Raw genomic sequence first — 17852 nt, 5'->3', positions numbered from 1 at the left:
CATAAGCCTTCAACAACAACATCTTTTGAAACCTTCGGTTCAGTCTCCGACATAAATTAAAGCAGTAAATTTTAAGATAGATCAAACCTCCCTATATGATCTATTACTTTAGCACTGGAAAGCTAGATTTCTTACTCCTAACCTCTATCATTTAGCTGCGCGCTTGCACTATAGCGAGATGCTACATGCAATCTCCGAACTTGCTCCGTAATGATAACACCCCATACATGATTTAAAGTTGCTGCTTATTGATCTGATCATCAACTTTAGGGTAGCCTAATGATCCGGATATCGTCATGCTGGGCTATACGGGTTAGGATATTATCAGAAGTGATAACATTTCCCGCAGCATCCTTCCCTGCTTCTCGATACACGCCCCATTTGATATATCCTTTCTGTCCTCTATCCAGTTGTACGCCCGTGAATGTCGTGGCATTTAGATTTTCAAATTGCAAGGTGTAGTCCGTTTGTCCTGGTAGCCGCGTATACACCTTCATCCAGCCATCACCTTTGTCGCCCCATAGCACATCGATGCGAAAATCCATCCACTTATTGATATGCGGGCGAAAATCCGGAACAATGGTCGCTTGCCCTTTGGCGCCATAGCGCGCCACAATAGCATGTCTTTTCGTAAGAAAGCGAATAGGAACAGGATCACCACCGGAAACCTTTAGCTGAAAGATGTTGTCACCATAAGGCGTATTTGCCGGGTTCCATAATTCCCAATCCACTAACTTCACACTAAATTCATAGCGCCTTTTATCTCCCGGATAGAAAAGTGCTTCGGGCATATTTATCGCATCGGACTCGCTTCGGTAGGATTCATTGGAGAAATACCCCGGATCGCCTAAAACCACTTTATGTGCGATAGCGTAATTGCTTTGGCGCCCTGGCGCTGCAATAGATGCCGCATCAGCAGCTGGAGCATTCGTGGGATTCACCAATGCAAAACCACCATTTTCCTCTTGTGTCTCGTAGTCTATTTTCAAAATGGTGTCTGATGATGAGCCCGTTAGTTGGCCGATCATTGCAGCTTTTAGGGCAGTTGCCTCCGTTTGATTCGGAAAATCAAGTGTCAATGTTGGCTTGCAGGATAAGAGCAAAACAGCGAGAAAACAGCTTTGCCATGCAAAAATTAAGGTTTGATTCTTTTTCATATGTGTTTATATTTGGTAATGTGTGCATTCATCTCGGTTGAATCGACATCAATAGCCGGGGTTATTCCGGTCTATATTTCTATTTACATCGGTTTCATTTGAAGGAAAAGGCCATAGTTCGTGCTTACTAGCTCTAAAATTCACGCCTGCTTCGTAGGAGTAATTTGCCCTTATCGCCCGCACCGCAGCTGTCGTTTCCTGTATTTTAGTGGATAGCAAATTCCAACGGATAAGGTCTGCACGTCGCATACCTTCAAAGCAAAGCTCCCAAGCGCGCTCCCTTACAATAGCCTGGAAAAATGCGTCTTTTGAAAGTCCTGCTGACAATTCCACGCTTGAGACTATCGGTTTTGGCACTAACCGGGCTACCGCCGTTGCACCGTTTCCATTTCCGTTTACACTCCTTATCGTAATTGTGGGTGCGGCCGTGTAGCCTTTCCCTGCATTCAGCAACACGATGTTTCCGATCGCACCTGTTGCTGCTACAGTTGTCGTTGCAGCAATGGAAGCGTCGCTACCTCCGCCGCCCTCCACGCTGAAGACTACGTTTGTCGGAGCACCATAGCCTGTGCCAGCATTGGTTAGCTGCACCGCGATCTGTGACCCGCTGTTGTCCACTCCAAAACCACGTCTTCGAACTTGATTTATAGCTTCATAAGCCAAGCTGTTGGGGCCTTCATTCAACTCATTTTCCACTTCTGCCCGCATAAGGAGTAGATCAGCATAGCGCATTACCACCCAGTTGATGTGTGTATACGCTCTTTCAAGTGGGCTGTTTGTCTGGTATTCTCGGCTCCACTTTCCGGGCGCCCAAGATTCGTCCTGCCTACCCGTAAACAAGGGAACGCGATTTCCTTGCGCATTGATCGAGTAGCTCGCAATAGAAAAGTCGCGGCGTAGATCGCCCGGTTTGAAACTCGAATAAAAAGGTTTCATAACTCGCCAGCGCGGGTTTGTGCTGCCATAAACGCCATTTGCAGTCGTAGGTGCATTGTAGTGGCCTACCCAAGAAGCGTTGCCGCGCTGTCCGGCAGGGTTGTAAAACGCAATCTCAAATATGTTTTCATTTGGATCAAAAACATGTTGGCTTTGATTCTTGAAAATTTGCGAATACACAGGATTCAACTTGTAAAGTTGCGCGGCCATGACCTCATCGATCAAGCTCTTTGCTAGTTCGTAATATCTTTTGTAGTCTGTGGGTCTTTCCATTTGTCCATTGGCTCGGAGCGAGTAGCCACCTGCAAAAAGCGCAACTTTCGCTAACATTGCTTTTGCTGCCCATTTGTTCACTCGCTCGTCTTTCGGAAGCTCTGCAGGTAGCACCGTTGCGGCCTCCTGCATGTCCTTCATAATCTGCTCATAAATTGCGTAGCGATCCACCAAAGATCCTCGCAATTCATCCCCCGTTTGCGAACTTTTTGTTTTAAAGGGCACGTCACCCCAAAGGCGTACTAACTCAGATGCGTAAAATCCGCGTAAAAACTTGGCCTCGCCCAGCATACGATTGAGGTTATTTTTTTCTTGCAAAGTACCTGTGTTAAACTGCTCCATCTGCGGGATTTTTTCAATAACTACATTGGCGCGGTCTATTCCGCTATACAGTTTCGACCATACCGTGTAGAATGTAGGATTCTGGCCTATTCCTAAATAGTGCCCGATATTTCGATAGTCATCTGCCCCTGGCGCCATCTGGGCGACATCCGTTGCAGCATCAAACACCAATGGAATAAACCAACCGTAGGTGTCTAAACTTGACATAACTTCATACACGCCTAATGTGGCCATATAGGCCTCATCTTCGTCAGCGAAAAAGTTGCTGCTCGTGAAGTAAGAATAGGGTTCTACCTCCAACGCTTTTTTACAGGCAGTAAAGGAAGCAAGAGCGCTAAAGAAAAAGCTCCAGAAGTAGATATTAAATCGGTTTGAAAAGAATTTCATAGTTTGTCTTTATTGAATTATAAGGAAAGATTTAAACCGGCGACAAAAGACATGGCACGCGGGTAAGCACTAAAATCTACGCCTGGCGTTAACGCGGTTCGAATAACGCTCACCTCAGGATCATAGCCAGAATACTTCGTAAAAACATGAAGATTGTATGCGGTGCAGTAAACGCGAAGGTTTGACAACTTTATCTTGTTCACCCAAGATCTCGGAAAGGTGTAACCCAAACTTACGTTATTGATACGCAGGAAAGAACCGTCTTCAATAATATCATCGTATAAACGGCCGGTATTGTTTCCATTCCATGCCGGGTTAGTCTTACCCTGGTTTACGGCGGCCAATTGGACAGGATCGGTGATACGATTCCCAGCGACGTCAATTGTAGTCCAACGATCCGCAAAACGTGCAAATCTGTTTGCATACTCGGTTTGCAAATTGGCATTGTTTAAAACGTTCGCATTATAGATATCATGGCCCACGGTAAAATTGATAAATATGCTCAGATCAAACCCCTTGTAGCTAAAGCTGTTGTTCAAGCCTCCACTGTACGCCGGATTCGCATTCCCAATAACAGTCCGATCATGTTCATTAATTAGCCCATCAGGTTGGCCATCGGGACCACTGATATCTCTAAACTTGATAAAGCCAGGCTGCACGGCTATATTATCTTTCACCACGCCGTCTTTAAGCGTGTACACACCCGTGCCCGGATCGAAATTAAAGTCATCTACCTGGTATAGACCCTCTCGCTGATAACCATACATTAACCCCACAGGGCGCCCAACTTCCAAGATATAATCCGATATTGTCGTGTAGCTATTCGTTAGCAAGGATGTTTCCCCATCGCTTAAACTAAGAACTTTAGTACGGTTAAAAGCAATGTTAAAACTAGAATTCCACTTAAAGTCGTTACGATTGATATTCGTCGTATTAAGCGTGAGTTCCAAACCCCTACTGGATGTCGTACCAATGTTTTGAAACTGCGTCACGAATCCGGAACTCGACGGTATTCGGGTGTTATAGAGCAAATCTCTTGACCGGTTGTCATACAATTCGGCTGTTAAGGTTAGCCGCTGTTTTAAAAATCCAATATCTAATCCCAGATTTTTCGATTCAACAGCTTCCCACTTCAAATTAGGATTTGGAAGATTACCCTGAAATGCCGCGGCCACTACCTGATTTCCCAACGGGTATACTCCCGGGGTGAAGATGCCGAGTGCTGCATAGTTGGCAATACGGTTGTTTCCCGCCATACCGTAACTTAAGCGTAACTTAAGATCTGAGAACGCGGTTAAATTTTTCATAAACGGTTCGTTAATAACTCGCCAGGCAACCGCAGCCGACGGAAAAATCCCCCACTGATTTTCCGTTCCGAATTTGGATGATCCATCAGCCCGCAAACTTCCGGTAAACAAATACCGATCACGGTAGGTGTAATTCGCTCGAGCAAAGAACGACAGCATTTTATCGTCTTCGGCAAAAGTCTGCGGAAATCCCGCAACGGTGCCTAGTCCCAAATTATCCCATCCCAAGTTTACACTTGGAAAAACGGAAGCACTTGCTAAAAGCCCTTCGCTGTAATTGTAGATATACTCTTGCCCCAACGTTACATCCAGCCTGTGCACATCTGCAAATGTATTTTTATAATTTAAGGTGTTATTGTAATTAAACCGGCGATAAAGATTGTGTGATACACTACCGAAAGGACCGCCGCTCCGAAGAGCAGCGATTCCACGCGCATCGTTAAACTGCTTACTTTTCACTCCCCGGTCTGTGTAGCCTAACAACCCCTTGTAATTGAGCTTTTTACTAAAATTATATTGCAGCGTTAAATTTGCATTTAGCGCTTTACTGATTGATTCTCGCAACTGTGATTCCACCGTAATTAAAGGACTTTGAAAAGCTGGAGATTCAGGATTATCGAGCGGATCAGTTTCGAAATCCAGTAAGCTTTCATCATTTCCCAATCGGCCGATGACAGGCCTGTATTGCAATAGGGTTTGCAACATACTCAACCGAGCATTGCCGCCCTCCTGCGTGCCCATTCCTGTGATCTTTTGGTCTGAATAATTGATAATTCCGTTTACCAGAAACTTGTTATTTGCATTGTGGTTCAACGTCAGTTTCGCAATATTCTTAGTGGAACCGCTGTTCTTCAATAGACCTTCATCATCATTCAAGGCATAAAATATATTGAATTTAGTCTCATTGCTACCTCCATTAATGCTCACTTTATGGTATTGATTGATCACTGCCTGTCCAAAAAGTTCGCGCTGCCAATTTATACCGGGACGATCTCCATACAACATCTGTAAGGAATCGAAACTTCCATAGTTAGCCGTAAAGCGCTCAAGCAATAGCGGATCTCGAAGGGCGTTTTCATACAATAAGGTGGTGTATTGATAGGGATTCATGACGGCAATTTCATTGGTGATCTTTTTCGCGCCAACGTAGTTGTCGTAGTTAATTCGTAGCTTACTGCTCTTTAGACGTTTCGTCGTCACAAGCACAACACCGTTGGCACCCTGGGCGCCGTATATTGCTGTTGCGGAAGCGTCTTTTAGTACATCAACAGACTCCACATCCATGGGATCAAGGAAAGCCAATCCCTCTGTCTGCGGAATGCCGTCCACTACGTAAAGCGGTTCATTACTTTGTGTAATCGATGTTCCGCCCCTAATTTTGATGGATGGTTCCGCGCCTGGTGTACCATCAGACATGGCGACCTGCACACCTGCTAAACGCCCTTGCATCGCTTGGGCAACACTTTGCACGGGAACCTTCGCAATTTCTTCTCCTTTTAAGGAAGATACCGCTCCAGTGAGATCTTTACGTTGCACTTGGCCATAGCCAATAACGACAACTTCATCCATGGTGTTTTCATTCTCCTGCAACTCGACGTTTATAATTCGCCTACCGCTTACATTTTCCTGCGATTTCGTATAACCAACGAAAGAGAATAGCAAGGTGCCGGCAGATGAAACCTCAATCTCATATGCGCCATCCTTATTTGTAACTGTTGACGCGGCTTTCCCATTTTCCTGCACCGTGGCTCCGGCGATGGGGAGACCATTTTTTCGTGTTACTTTTCCACGCACCTTCACGGATTGCTGTGCGTGCGCGCTGACTTGAAAACAAATGATTATAAATAACCAAACGTATCGTTTAACCATAATTGTAGATTTTTTAAAATTGGCACTTAGCTTATCTCACAAATATAGGGTTCAGGTAAAAAAAGCACTTTCAATATTGCTTCAAAAACTTTCAATATTGTGTTAAAATAAAAGTGCAATTGAGAAAGGTTTACAACGCTTAGTCCGTTCAAGACAATCTTTTACAGTCGAGTAAGAGGTAAAGGAAACCCGGCGATCACGACAAAATTGAAATAAATTTCAACGAAATTGAAATCGCTAACATTCCGAAGACCATAACTTTATCAAAATCTAAATTTTGTATCTAACTCATATGAACAAATCATTATTCTTCGTATTCAAACGCGCTATCGTCGCCTTTTTTTTAAGTACTATGCTATACTCGTCCGCGGTTTGTCAAGGTTCAGGGAACGGCAACAATTGGTTTTCCAATGCAGAAGAGCGCGCTGTATATCAATTGAAGAAAGCAGCTTCGGTTTACAAAGTACAACAAAATCCACGCTCTGTGAATGCCGACGGAACCGTTCGTCTAGTGTCAATGCGCGACTGGACAAATGGATTCTTTCCAGGCAGCCTTTGGTATGGTTACGAATTATCGAAAGATCCTACACTTGCCGCTGATGCGAAACGCTTTACACTGGCGCTGGATTCTGTACAGCATATTACTGACACACACGACTTAGGTTTTATGCTTTACTGCTCCTACGGCAATGCTTTTAGACTTACTTCAGATTCGATCTATCTACCCGTACTTCGACAAGGAGCAAAGCATCTCTATGCACGGTATAATCCTAAAGTTGGTGCCATTCGTTCCTGGGACTTTGGAAATTGGCAATTTCCAGTGATCATTGACAATATGATGAACCTGGAATTTTTGTTTTGGGCAAAAAAGCAATTTCAAGTCAACAGTTATTTCGAAGCGGCAAATCAACATGCAAAAACGACGCTTCGCCACCATTTCAGACCAAACTACAGCTCTTATCATCTTATAAACTATAACCCGAAGTCTGGAAAAGTCGTAAGTAAAGAAACACATCAGGGCTTAACGGACGAGTCTTCCTGGGCGCGCGGGCAGGCTTGGGGTCTATATGGTTATGTGATGTCTTATGAAAACACGAAAGATCCAATATTTTTAAAGCAGGCTGAAAAAATTGCTAGATTTATCATGAACCATCCACGTATGCCCGAAGACAAAATTCCTGCCTGGGATTTCGATGTTCATAATGCCTTAGAAGAGCACGGCGCACCACGGGATGTATCAGCCGCTGCCGTTATTGCGTCAGCATTGATTCGATTAAGTACGCAAACGGCGAAGGGGCAAATCTATGCAGACTATGCAGAAGATATCCTCAAAACCTTATGTTCGGACCAATACCTCGCAAAAAAAGATCAAAATGCCTACTTTATATTGAAGCACAGCGTCGGAGCTTTCCTATATAATTCTGAAATAGACACGCCCATCAATTACGCAGATTATTATTTTTTAGAGGCGCTCCTTCGCTACAAAGCATTAAAGATGGAGAAAACAGATGTAGCTGGCTAGCAAAATATTTACATAAACCTATTATGCAATGTACAATCATATTTCTATAGGACTAATCCTCGCCGGACTAACCCACTTGGGTCAGGGGGAACCACCTTCTCAAAAAAGCAAGACAACAGCTGCAACCGAACATCTTGCAGCGCATGCCTTCGGGTGTAAGCTCGCTGCGAAGGACTTCGCAAATATCAATTTGGATTATCCGGGCTTAGAGGAAGTAAAAGATAATGTCAGCAGGAAGCGTTATGATGAAGCAGCACAAAAGCTTCTTCAATACTATCGTCAACGTACCTCAGTAAGACATATCCGTTACGACCGCGCAGATAAAACTACCTACGAGGGCAAGCCACTTTCACCGGGCGATCAGGAAATGGCAGACAGCGCCCTTGTTCACGTCCTCAAACCGCATAAGGCTTATCCGTATTATAATTATGGAAAGAAGACTATTGATTGGCAGCATCAGCCCGTGCAAGATCAACTCATCCGTACGTTCTTACATCGAACAAACTGGTGGGAACAATTGGGTTTAGCATATTGGTCAACCGGCGATGAAAAATATGCGAGAGAATGGATGAATCAAACGTTAAGTTGGATCGATAACAACCAATTGGGCAGCTATCCAAACGAGAAGGACTATGCATGGAAAGCTTTTGTCGTCTCATTCCGCCTGAACAATTGGTCAGCATACTTCAATATGTTCATCGACTCCCCTAGCCTAACGCCTGACTTTCTGATAAAATTTTTAAACAGCTACCAGCAACAGGCCGACTATGTGAAAGCAAATTATACCGATATTGGTAACCATTTGTTGTATGAAGCGCTGCACATGATGTATGCGGGGTCCACATTCCCAGAATTTAAGAACGCTGCCGAATGGCGCCAGAGCGGGGCACAGGTGCTAAACACGGAGATACAAAAACAAGTGTTAGCTGATGGTGTACAGTACGAGCTATCGACATCTTACCACATTGGAGCCATTGAAATCTTTGCGGATGCACTTCATATTGCACAAAGCAACGGAATGGAAAATGTATTTCCAGAAAATTATAAACGTACCATAAGGAAAATGATCGCTGCTGTAATTAATTATTCGTTCCCAGACTACAGCTTTCCGTTGTATGGAAACTCCTTTGAACCAACAAAAATAAAGATGTTGGAGCGCTATCAGCAATGGCGGAAACTTTTCCCTGCTGACAGCGTCGTCCAGTACTTTGCTACCGAAGGAAAAGAAGGTATGTCACCAAACTATCTATCGTCTGCGATGGAAAATTCGGGATTTTACAGCTTTCGAGATAGCTGGCTGCCGACTGCAACCGTCATGCAGATAAAAGCCGGTCCCCCAGCCTATTTTCATGCGCATCCAGATAACGGCACGTTTAATCTTTGGGTAAAAGGTAGAAATTTCACGCCAGATTCGGGAAGTTACATCTATAACGACAACGCAAAAACGAACAATAAAAAAGACTGGTACAGACAAAGTCTCGTGCACCAAACCCTCACATTAAATGGAGAAAATATCCATAATGACGCTCGTTTAGACCAATGGACGTCAAAGCAGGACTACGAGTTGCTATCATTTACGAATCCAAGTTATGCTTCATTGCATCACCAGCGCATATTTTTTTTTATTGACAAGGATTGTTTTCTACTTATTGATCGGGCAACCGGAGACGCTACAGGCGAACTTGACATCCATTTTACCCTACACGAACAAAGCGACCCTATTATTGATCAGGGTCAAAAGCGCATCATCACACAATACGCCGATGGCAACAATTTACTTATTCAATCGCTTGATTCTTCTACAGTCTCGATAATGGAAGAAAAAGGCTTCGTTTCTTATCGCTACCAAGAAGAAATCCAGCGGCCGGCATTTGCTATAAATAAAAACAAAGACAAGCGAGCAGCATCTTTCATGACATTCTTACTCCCATTCCAAGGTCATCAGGCGCCAGCTGTTGTGCTAACAAAAAATAAAGGGCACGATCCGGAAAGCGGTAAAATAGATTTATCGCTAAACGTCTCTGGAAAAACTATTCATATTCGAGAACAACTCTAACAACGCTAAAACCATGATTAAACCAAATTCACTCTATATTTTACTGCTTTTACTCTGCCATACACTAGCGTTTGCCCAATTAGGCTTTCAAACAATTAACAAAGAAAGTTTTTCAACAATTGATTTAACCTACCCAGGGTTGGAAGAGGTCAATGGCTATTACCAAAATAGGGAATATGAAAAAGCGGCTACCACGCTATTAAGCTATTTTCGCAACAGACCGTTAAAAAGTCACCCAACTTTCAGCAGCGAAGAACTCCAAAGACTGAAAGGCCGTGCCATGAACAAGATCGATCTGCAAAAGGCAGATAATGCGCTTAAACATCGGTTTCAGCCTCATAAAGGCTACGACTTTTTCCATTACGGCGAAGATATTGACTGGCAATATTGGCCGGTGAAAGACAATGAAGTACGCTGGCAATTGCATCGCGTCGGTTGGTGGGAATCCTTGGGTAAAGCTTATCAATCAACTGGAGATGAAAAATATGCCAAAGAGTGGATCTATCAATTTAGAGACTGGGTAAGAAAAAATCCAAAAGGGCTTTCAGAGGATAACGATCGTTATGCTTGGCGCCCGCTGGAGGTTTCTGATCGCGTGAAAAGCTTACCCATTACGTTTTCCTTATTTATCGAATCGCCATTATTCACGCCGGAGTTTTTGATGGAATTTTTAAGGAGTTATCACGAACAAGCCAGCTATATACCTGCGCATTATTCGGCTATCGGCAACCACCTCCTTTTCGAAGCAGAACGCATGGTATTGGCCGGATGCTTTTTCCCGGAGTTTCGGCAGGCTTCCGAGTGGCGTCAGGGCGGCATCAACGTATTGAACACAGAAATCAAGAAGCAGGTTTTCGAGGATGGCGTGCAATTTGAGCTCTCGCCCACCTACCATAATGCAGCAATTGATATTTTTCTGCGCGCTTTATACACGGCACAGTTGGCAGGATTAGCCCAAGAGTTTCCCACTGAATACCGAAAAACTGTCGAAAAAATGATTATAGCCACGATCAACTTTTCGTTTCCTGATTACAGCTTTCCTATGTTTGGCGATAGCTGGCGTGCGGACAAAAAGAGCACGCTACAGCAATATGGTTTTTGGCGAAAGTCGTTTCCTGATAATCCAGTTTTCGCCTATTTCGCTACCGAAGGTCGTGAGGGAAGCGCCCCCGCGTACCTCTCAAAAGCACTAAAAGATGCTGGCTTCTATACATTCCGAAATGGATGGGACAGCCTTTCGACGGTGATGGTTTTAAAGGCTGGACCGCAAGGTTTTTTCCATGCTCAACCTGATAATGGCACATTTGAACTCTGGGTGAAAGGACGGAACTTTATGCCTGACGCTGGCTGCTTCGTATACAGCGGCAACGAGGAGATTATGAAGATGCGGGACTGGTACCGACAAACGAAGGTACACCAAACCCTCACATTGAATAATCAAAACATGACAACCACAGAGGCGAAACTGCTGCATTGGTCAGCAAGCGATAGCGTGGATCAGTTAACCTATAGTAATCCAAGCTATCCTGAACTTAGCCATCAACGAACAGTGTTGTATATCGATAAATCCTTCTTTCTGATTCTCGACCGTGCTGAAGGCGCTTCAACCGGCCAGCTTGATGTGCATTTTCAATTAGCAGAGAACGGCCAGCCTATTATCGATAAAAAGAAAAAAAGAGTGTATACGCAATATGGCGATGGAAACAACCTACTTATACAGGAACTGATTGCAGCCCCATCCACACTTGTTACGGAAGAAGGCAAGGTATCTTATCGTTATCGGGAAGAAGTATCCCGTCCAGCTTTCGCGTTTCAACGCACGAAGGAGCAAAACACGGAATATTTCATGACCCTCATCCATCCGTTCGATGGTATGAAGCCACCCACTGTAAAACTATTAGAAAATGATAGGCAAAAACAGATCGTGCGCGTTTCTGTAGATAAGAAGGTTTACAATATAATTATAAAAGACAAGTAAATGAACGAATTATACTGCCAGACTCAACGGTCAATGAAATTCACCGTTATCTCCTTGCTGCTCTTCTTCGGATACACTATACGAAGTCAGGCGCAGACCAAAGGCACCAGGCCAAACATTATTCTCATTATAACCGATCAACAAACAGCTAACGCATTGAGCTATGTCGGCAATAAAGATTTGCATACGCCGGGTATAGATGCGCTCGCACGCGACGGCATGTTATTTAAACGTTCATATGTATCCTACCCGGTGTGCGGTCCTTCACGAGCCAGTCTGATTACCGGAAAAATGCCCGTTCAGATTAATGTCGCAGATAACGGCCCAGATCATGGGCCCAATCTTCCAGAGGAACATCTGCAATATAGTCTGGGGCGTCTCCTTGCAGATGCCGGTTACGACTGCTTGTATGCCGGAAAATGGCACGCCCCTACCAAAGTAAATCTTCCAAAGGACGGCACCGGATTTACAAAAGTTTTTGATATGGATGATATGCAGATTGTACTAATGAGCATTCCGCATTTTCAGCAGAAACGCAATAAACCACTTTTTTATGTGGCATCTTTCCTCAACCCCCATGAAATATGTGAATATGCCCGCTCTGAATTTCTCCCGACGGGACCCGTGGAAGCCGGAAATGTGAAAGATTATCCACAGCTACCTTACAATGCAGCAATACCAGCTTATTTTCCAGAGGCGGTACTGCTTAACCGAGACGCGGACCCGCGGTCCTACCCGACGAAGCTTTACACGGACGACGATTGGAGAGCTTACTTACATGCTTACTACCGCTTGGTAGAACGCGTAGATGGTGAAATTAGCAAATTAATTGCCGCCCTTAAAGCGAACAATCTGTACGATAGCAGCGTAATTCTTTTCGTGAGCGATCACGGAGATGCTGTAGGCGCGCAACGTGGCAATCAAAAGCGAACATTGCAAGAGGAGGTTGTTCGTGTACCCTTTATTGTTAAAAAACCAAATCAACAGCAAGCGGGCGTAATCAATGAAAGGGCGTTAGTCAATACTTCGTTGGACATTTACCAAACCATCTTGGACTACGCCCAAGTAAAGCCTAAACAGCAACTTTTAGGCAAAAGCCTCCGACCTGTGCTGGATGGAAGCACGGATACGCTCCACGAGGAGGTCTTTATAGAGACCTTACTCGATGCTGTACAAACCCGAGGCTGGGCTGTGGTGACTAAAGATTTTAAATACGTGCTCTATCGCAACTTCAAAAACAATGAGCAGCTATTTAATCTCAGCAGTGATCCCCACGAAATTCAAAATCTTGCGGTCAATAAGGCATACGAAGAGACAACGGTCATGTTTCGAAAAAAGCTTTACGATTGGGCAGTGAAAACAAATGACCGGGTATTGCAACGCCTGTTGGTGCATAATAGGTAGTGAGTCATGCGTAGCGCGTAATGAGTAGTGGGAATTGCGATATTAGTAGGGAGTATTTAGATTTTAGTACTTAGTATGTAGTATAGATTTTAGTACTTAGTATGTAGTATTGAGTAATGCGAATTGCGATATTGTGTTGAATAAAAGGAGGCGTCGTTGCGAGGAGGAGGAACGAGGACGAAGCAATTTTTTGCATTTGCAAAAATGCAGATTGCCGCGTCATACTTCCTCGCGATGACGCTTTTTTGGGCTTAAACGTCATTGCGAGCCGGAGGCACGACGGCGCGGCAATCTTTAGTATGGGGTAGTGCGTAGTGAGATATAACGTGTGATAAAGAGATTTTGTCATGCAGTCCGAGGTTTTGGCGCGCTCCTTTAACATCTCTTACGACTTCTAGTTTACAACTCGTCACTTATGACTTTTTAACCGAGCGCAGCAAACTCATAAAAGATAATTTTGACTTTTAACTTTTTAATTTTGACTTTTTAATTTTAAAAGTATTTGCCGTGCCGCGGCATGCGGCGGAAAGGTTTGAGCGAGGGACAATCCGTGTACAAACAAAATTATAACCCCCGTTTACCTTTCGCATATTCTGAGGGTGACACGCCAAAATAGTTCTTGAAACTGGTCGCGAAATAAGATACCGTGTTAAACCCCACCATCGTACTGATCTGTGTAACCGAATGATTGCCCTCCACCAACAAATTTGATGCTTCCGAAAAGCGAACTTTGCGAATAAAATCCACAGTGGATTCACCGGTAATAGCCTTCATTTTTAGATGCAAAGTCGAACGGCTCATCGCCATCGCATCAGCGAAGTCATCGACCGAAAAACTGATATTGTCTAGGTTGCTTTCAACGATCTTCTTAGCCTTCTCCAAAAACGATCGATCTAGTTCGTTAAATACTAATTTCTGCGGCTCAATGAGCAAACTTTTGCTATAGAACTGCTTAATGCGGTAGCGCACCTGCAATAAATTACGCACTTGCAAACTTAATTTACGGAGGTCGAACGGCTTTTTGACATACACATCGGCACCTGCCGTAAGTCCACCGATTTCGTCCATATCATATGCTCTAGCCGTCAACATCACCACCGGAATATGGCTAGTCGACACGTGCTGCTTGATATGTTTACAAAAAGATAGTCCATCCAGCAAAGGCATCATCACATCTGTAATAATGAGATCTACTTCCGTCTGGTCGATCAACGCTAGCGCCTCCTCACCATTCGGCGCGGAAGATACATTTGCGAACTGTTGAAAGTGATCAATCAACAGTTCCAGAACATCATCATTGTCGTCAACAATTAAGATCCTTGGCCGTTCTACGCCTTCGACAGCATCGAAGTTAACCATCTCGACTCCATCAATTGCCCATTCGTCTAACGGTGTATAGGGCGTGAGTTCTTCCGTCAAAATGCGGTTTGACGGATTAAGTTCCTGCGTTCCTTTTTCTGAATCCAGATAGATATCTTCATTCATTGAAAAGCGAAGCGTGAAGGTTGTTCCTTTCCCGAAAGTACTTTCTACAGCTATAGTAGCGTGATGCATCTCCATTAAACGCTTGACCAATGCCAATCCAACGCCCGTTCCCCTCGCATCATGGTTTTCTTGGAAAAACTCATCAAAAACACGATCGATGCTATCTTGCTTCATCCCTATACCCGTATCCAGCACTTTGATGACCAACTCTTCGCCATGGCGTTCGACTTGAAGCATCACCGATCCTTCCGTGGTAAACTTAAATGCGTTTGAGAGCAAATTACTGAATATTAAATCGAAGTACAGCGGATCATACCACACCTCTCCTACCGCAGCTTTTACATCAAACAACAATGAAATTCCCTTTTGCTGCGCCACTCGTCCGAACATGTCGGTCAGTTGTTGTAATTGCGGTATCGGATTTCCTTTAACGACTTTCAATGCAAATACCCCCAAATCGGCCCGCCGGTAATCCATCAGTTGGTCTACCAAATGTGTCAACTTATTCGCATTACGCACCACCAGATCGAGCTGTTTTAGCGTGCGCTTATCCGTCGATATTTTCTGCAGCTCATCAAGAGGCGACTTTATTAACGTAAGCGGTGTTCTAAATTCATGGGAAATATTAGTAAAAAAGCGAAATTTAGCCTGATTGAGCTCTTCGGATTTCTCTTGTTGAATCTTTTCTAATAGCAGTTCATTTTTAAGTTTCTGCTTGTTTTTCCAACTTTTGAACCAATAAAATCCGGTCGCTAAAACTACTAACATCAATGCAACTTTAAACGTCCAGGTATCCCACCAGTAAGGCAGCACCCTTATGTTGAGAAGCGATACCTCCTCGCTCCATTTTCCATCACTATTCGCAGCACGCGCCACAAATGTATAGGAACCTGCAGGCAGGTTCGCATAGGCTATTGGGTATGGATAATCGGCATTTACCCACTCATCGTCCTGGCCTAGCAGCTTATATGAAAATTTATTATTTTGTCTGGAAAGGAAGTTACTGACTGCTAAAGAGAGGGTGAAAGATTGCTGATCTGGCGCCAGCGTGATTTCTTTGCTGTAGCTGATATCATCAGCTAAAATCTTTGACCTATCCCCGGCCTTTATGACTTCGCCAAATAAACGAAATTCACTGATGAACGGTGCAGGTGCGAATGGGTTTACCAGCAGTCTATCCGGATAAAAATGGCTTACGCCATTAATGCCGCCCATGTAAATTTCATAATCATGTGTTAGCAAAGCAGCGTAGTAATTGAACTGATCGCCCTGTAGCCCATCGCGATAGGTGTATCTCCGAAGGATTTTCGGCTCGGTCGTTAATGAAGCTATTCCTTTATTCGTACTAATCCAAAGCTGATTGTCCTTATCTTGCAGTATACTGTAAACATTATTATTGGGAAGCCCGTTTTCCGTATCGAAAATAGTGATACTAAACATCTTTTGATCTATGCGCCCCAATCCTCGGTGCATACCCACCCACAGCTGCTTTGCATGGTCTTCCAAAAAGCAGTTGATACGATCATAGCGCTTATTGTCTGCGAGATTGAAGCTCTTCAGCTCATTCCTCGACAAATCAAAACGATAAACCCGCCTATCCGTACCTATCCACAATCTATTGCGACTATCTTTATAGAGTGCGTAGACAGCTCCTGATAACATATCATTCCAATTCCTGCTAAGTTCGGACGAAGCATTTAGTGGTTTTGGTATCGGCACATATTGCTCAGAAGCCTTATCAAACAAACGTAAGCCCGCGAGCGTGCCAATCCAAAGCTTTGCGCCTCCAGCATCGACAATACCATAAACATGATCGTCAGATTCTGAAATTGTGCCCGAAGAATAATTTGTGATGCGTTGCGTTGGCACGTCTAATTTAGCTAATCCACCAGCATGCGTGCCAATGTACACTTTTGGACCGTCCACATACAGCGCTTTAACCATGTTTGACCGCAACCCGTTCCGCTTTGAAAAATAGGTAAACTCCCCGGTACGACGGTCGAGCCTATTTACGCCGCCATCGTTGGTGCCAATCCACAGATCTTGTCCCTCCCCCTCAGCCATAGCACCGATAATATTATCATTTAAACTATTGCGTTGTACGGTCTTTTGGAACAAGCCGAACTGCTGCTGCTTAGCGTGAACATAATTAACGCCTCCAAAATAAGTGCCTAGCCACAGACCCTTCTGCTTATCCAGAAAGATGCAGCGGATAGAATTATGGCTTAGCTGTGGCCGGCCATGAGGTTCAGCATCGTAACTCGTAAATTGATCATGTTGGGGATTATAAATACTCAACCCATTTAACGTTCCGATCCATAGATGACCATCCTCGTCCCACTGAAGCCTCCTGATATAAGCAGAGATCAAATGGTTTTTGCCCGAAGCAGGAAGATAGTGTTTAGATGAACCATCTTTTGCAAACCAATACAGACCATTACCCTCGGTTGCAATCCATAAGCCGCTATCCGTCGCAGCAATATCCTGCACGTTCGACCGTATAGGTACGAAGCTGGCGCGAAGCTGCTTACCTTCCAATGTGTACAGACCGTCGCTTGCACCAACGAGCAAGACTCCCTGATACTTTTTTACAAATGAAAAGGTATGACCGCTATGTGCCTGGCAAATCTTCGTGACGCTGTACGTATGAGGATTGAATTGGTAGATAGTGTGCGAGCTATTGAGATAGAACACATTGTCACCCACCTGCTCAATGTGCTCAATTTCTTCATCCATCAGCCAGTGTCGAAATTTATTTTTACGAATATCAAATAAGGTTATGCCACGTTTTCCGGCAATTAGCAAGTGATCGTGTTGCATGTATTGGACAGCTCTGATGTAATCAGACGATAACGAATTTGAATCACGCTCGTTATGCCGATAAACAGTAAGACGGTAGCCATCATACTTGTTTAGCCCATCGGCTGTAGCAAACCACATATTACCGATGCGATCCTGCGCTATGTCATAAACCGTACTATGGGATAATCCATCTTCCGTCGAAATTTTGAGGAACGCAGTTGGCAAAGCCGTCTGCGACATGCCTGTGCTAAGGAAACTTGTTATTGTGAAACTCCAGATGATGAAAAGAATCACTCTTTGTTTATACATGAGAAAGCCTGGTATTAGATTTATG

8 protein-coding genes are annotated in these 17852 nt (G+C 44.1%); 4 read left to right on the top strand and 4 right to left on the bottom strand.

Annotated features, from left to right (window positions below):
• Positions 1 to 266 precede the first annotated feature (266 nt).
• The 3 genes from DI53_RS14990 to DI53_RS14980 are packed head-to-tail and all read right to left on the bottom strand — an operon-like array spanning position 267 to position 6271.
• Positions 267 to 1157 (bottom strand): heparin lyase I family protein, encoded by an 891-nt coding sequence (locus tag DI53_RS14990; RefSeq protein ID WP_052072449.1) that lies wholly within the window; start codon positions 1155 to 1157, stop codon positions 267 to 269.
• A gap of 48 nt (positions 1158 to 1205) precedes the next feature.
• Positions 1206 to 3095: a RagB/SusD family nutrient uptake outer membrane protein gene (locus tag DI53_RS14985; protein WP_052072448.1), complete on the bottom strand. Its 1890-nt coding sequence runs from the start codon at positions 3093 to 3095 to the stop codon at positions 1206 to 1208.
• A gap of 17 nt (positions 3096 to 3112) precedes the next feature.
• On the bottom strand, positions 3113 to 6271 hold the full coding sequence (locus DI53_RS14980; RefSeq protein WP_052072447.1) for a SusC/RagA family TonB-linked outer membrane protein: 3159 nt from the start codon (positions 6269 to 6271) through the stop codon (positions 3113 to 3115).
• A gap of 292 nt (positions 6272 to 6563) precedes the next feature.
• On the opposite strand from DI53_RS14980, the gene DI53_RS14975 reads away from it, so the two are divergent.
• From DI53_RS14975 to DI53_RS14960, 4 genes are read left to right on the top strand one after another with little or no spacing between them, the layout of a single operon-like run.
• Complete coding sequence (locus DI53_RS14975; protein WP_241462441.1) at positions 6564 to 7793, top strand: glycoside hydrolase family 88 protein; 1230 nt, start codon at positions 6564 to 6566, stop codon at positions 7791 to 7793.
• Between the two features lie 28 nt (positions 7794 to 7821).
• Complete coding sequence (hepC, locus tag DI53_RS14970; RefSeq protein WP_052072446.1) at positions 7822 to 9849, top strand: heparin-sulfate lyase HepC; 2028 nt, start codon at positions 7822 to 7824, stop codon at positions 9847 to 9849.
• A gap of 13 nt (positions 9850 to 9862) precedes the next feature.
• The gene (hepC, locus tag DI53_RS14965) at positions 9863 to 11827 is read left to right on the top strand and encodes a heparin-sulfate lyase HepC (protein ID WP_037501350.1); all 1965 of its coding nucleotides are present in this window, start codon (positions 9863 to 9865) and stop codon (positions 11825 to 11827) included.
• On the top strand, positions 11828 to 13231 hold the full coding sequence (locus DI53_RS14960; RefSeq protein ID WP_081939476.1) for a sulfatase family protein: 1404 nt from the start codon (positions 11828 to 11830) through the stop codon (positions 13229 to 13231).
• Between the two features lie 564 nt (positions 13232 to 13795).
• Here the strand turns inward: DI53_RS14960 and DI53_RS14955 are convergent.
• Positions 13796 to 17827, bottom strand: a complete 4032-nt coding sequence (locus DI53_RS14955) for a hybrid sensor histidine kinase/response regulator transcription factor (RefSeq protein ID WP_052072444.1) — start codon at positions 17825 to 17827, stop codon at positions 13796 to 13798.
• Positions 17828 to 17852 lie beyond the last annotated feature (25 nt).

The sequence above is a fragment of the Sphingobacterium deserti genome, assembly GCF_000757725.1.
Classification (GTDB): Bacteria; Bacteroidota; Bacteroidia; order Sphingobacteriales; family Sphingobacteriaceae; genus Sphingobacterium; species Sphingobacterium deserti.
The sequence above is the reverse complement of the archived record's forward strand: the minus strand, read 5'-3'. Positions and strand labels throughout refer to the sequence as shown.

Excerpts from the sequence above, each read along its gene's own strand:
- DI53_RS14960 (WP_081939476.1), top strand. The coding sequence starts at position 11,828 with ATGAACGAATTATACTGCCAGACTCAACGGTCAATGAAATTCACCGTT.
- hepC (WP_052072446.1), top strand. The coding sequence starts at position 7,822 with ATGTACAATCATATTTCTATAGGACTAATCCTCGCCGGACTAACCCAC.
- DI53_RS14975 (WP_241462441.1), top strand. The coding sequence starts at position 6,564 with ATGAACAAATCATTATTCTTCGTATTCAAACGCGCTATCGTCGCCTTT.
- DI53_RS14985 (WP_052072448.1), bottom strand. The coding sequence starts at position 3,095 with ATGAAATTCTTTTCAAACCGATTTAATATCTACTTCTGGAGCTTTTTC.
- DI53_RS14990 (WP_052072449.1), bottom strand. The coding sequence starts at position 1,157 with ATGAAAAAGAATCAAACCTTAATTTTTGCATGGCAAAGCTGTTTTCTC.
- hepC (WP_037501350.1), top strand. The coding sequence starts at position 9,863 with ATGATTAAACCAAATTCACTCTATATTTTACTGCTTTTACTCTGCCAT.
- DI53_RS14980 (WP_052072447.1), bottom strand. The coding sequence starts at position 6,271 with ATGGTTAAACGATACGTTTGGTTATTTATAATCATTTGTTTTCAAGTC.
- DI53_RS14955 (WP_052072444.1), bottom strand. The coding sequence starts at position 17,827 with ATGTATAAACAAAGAGTGATTCTTTTCATCATCTGGAGTTTCACAATA.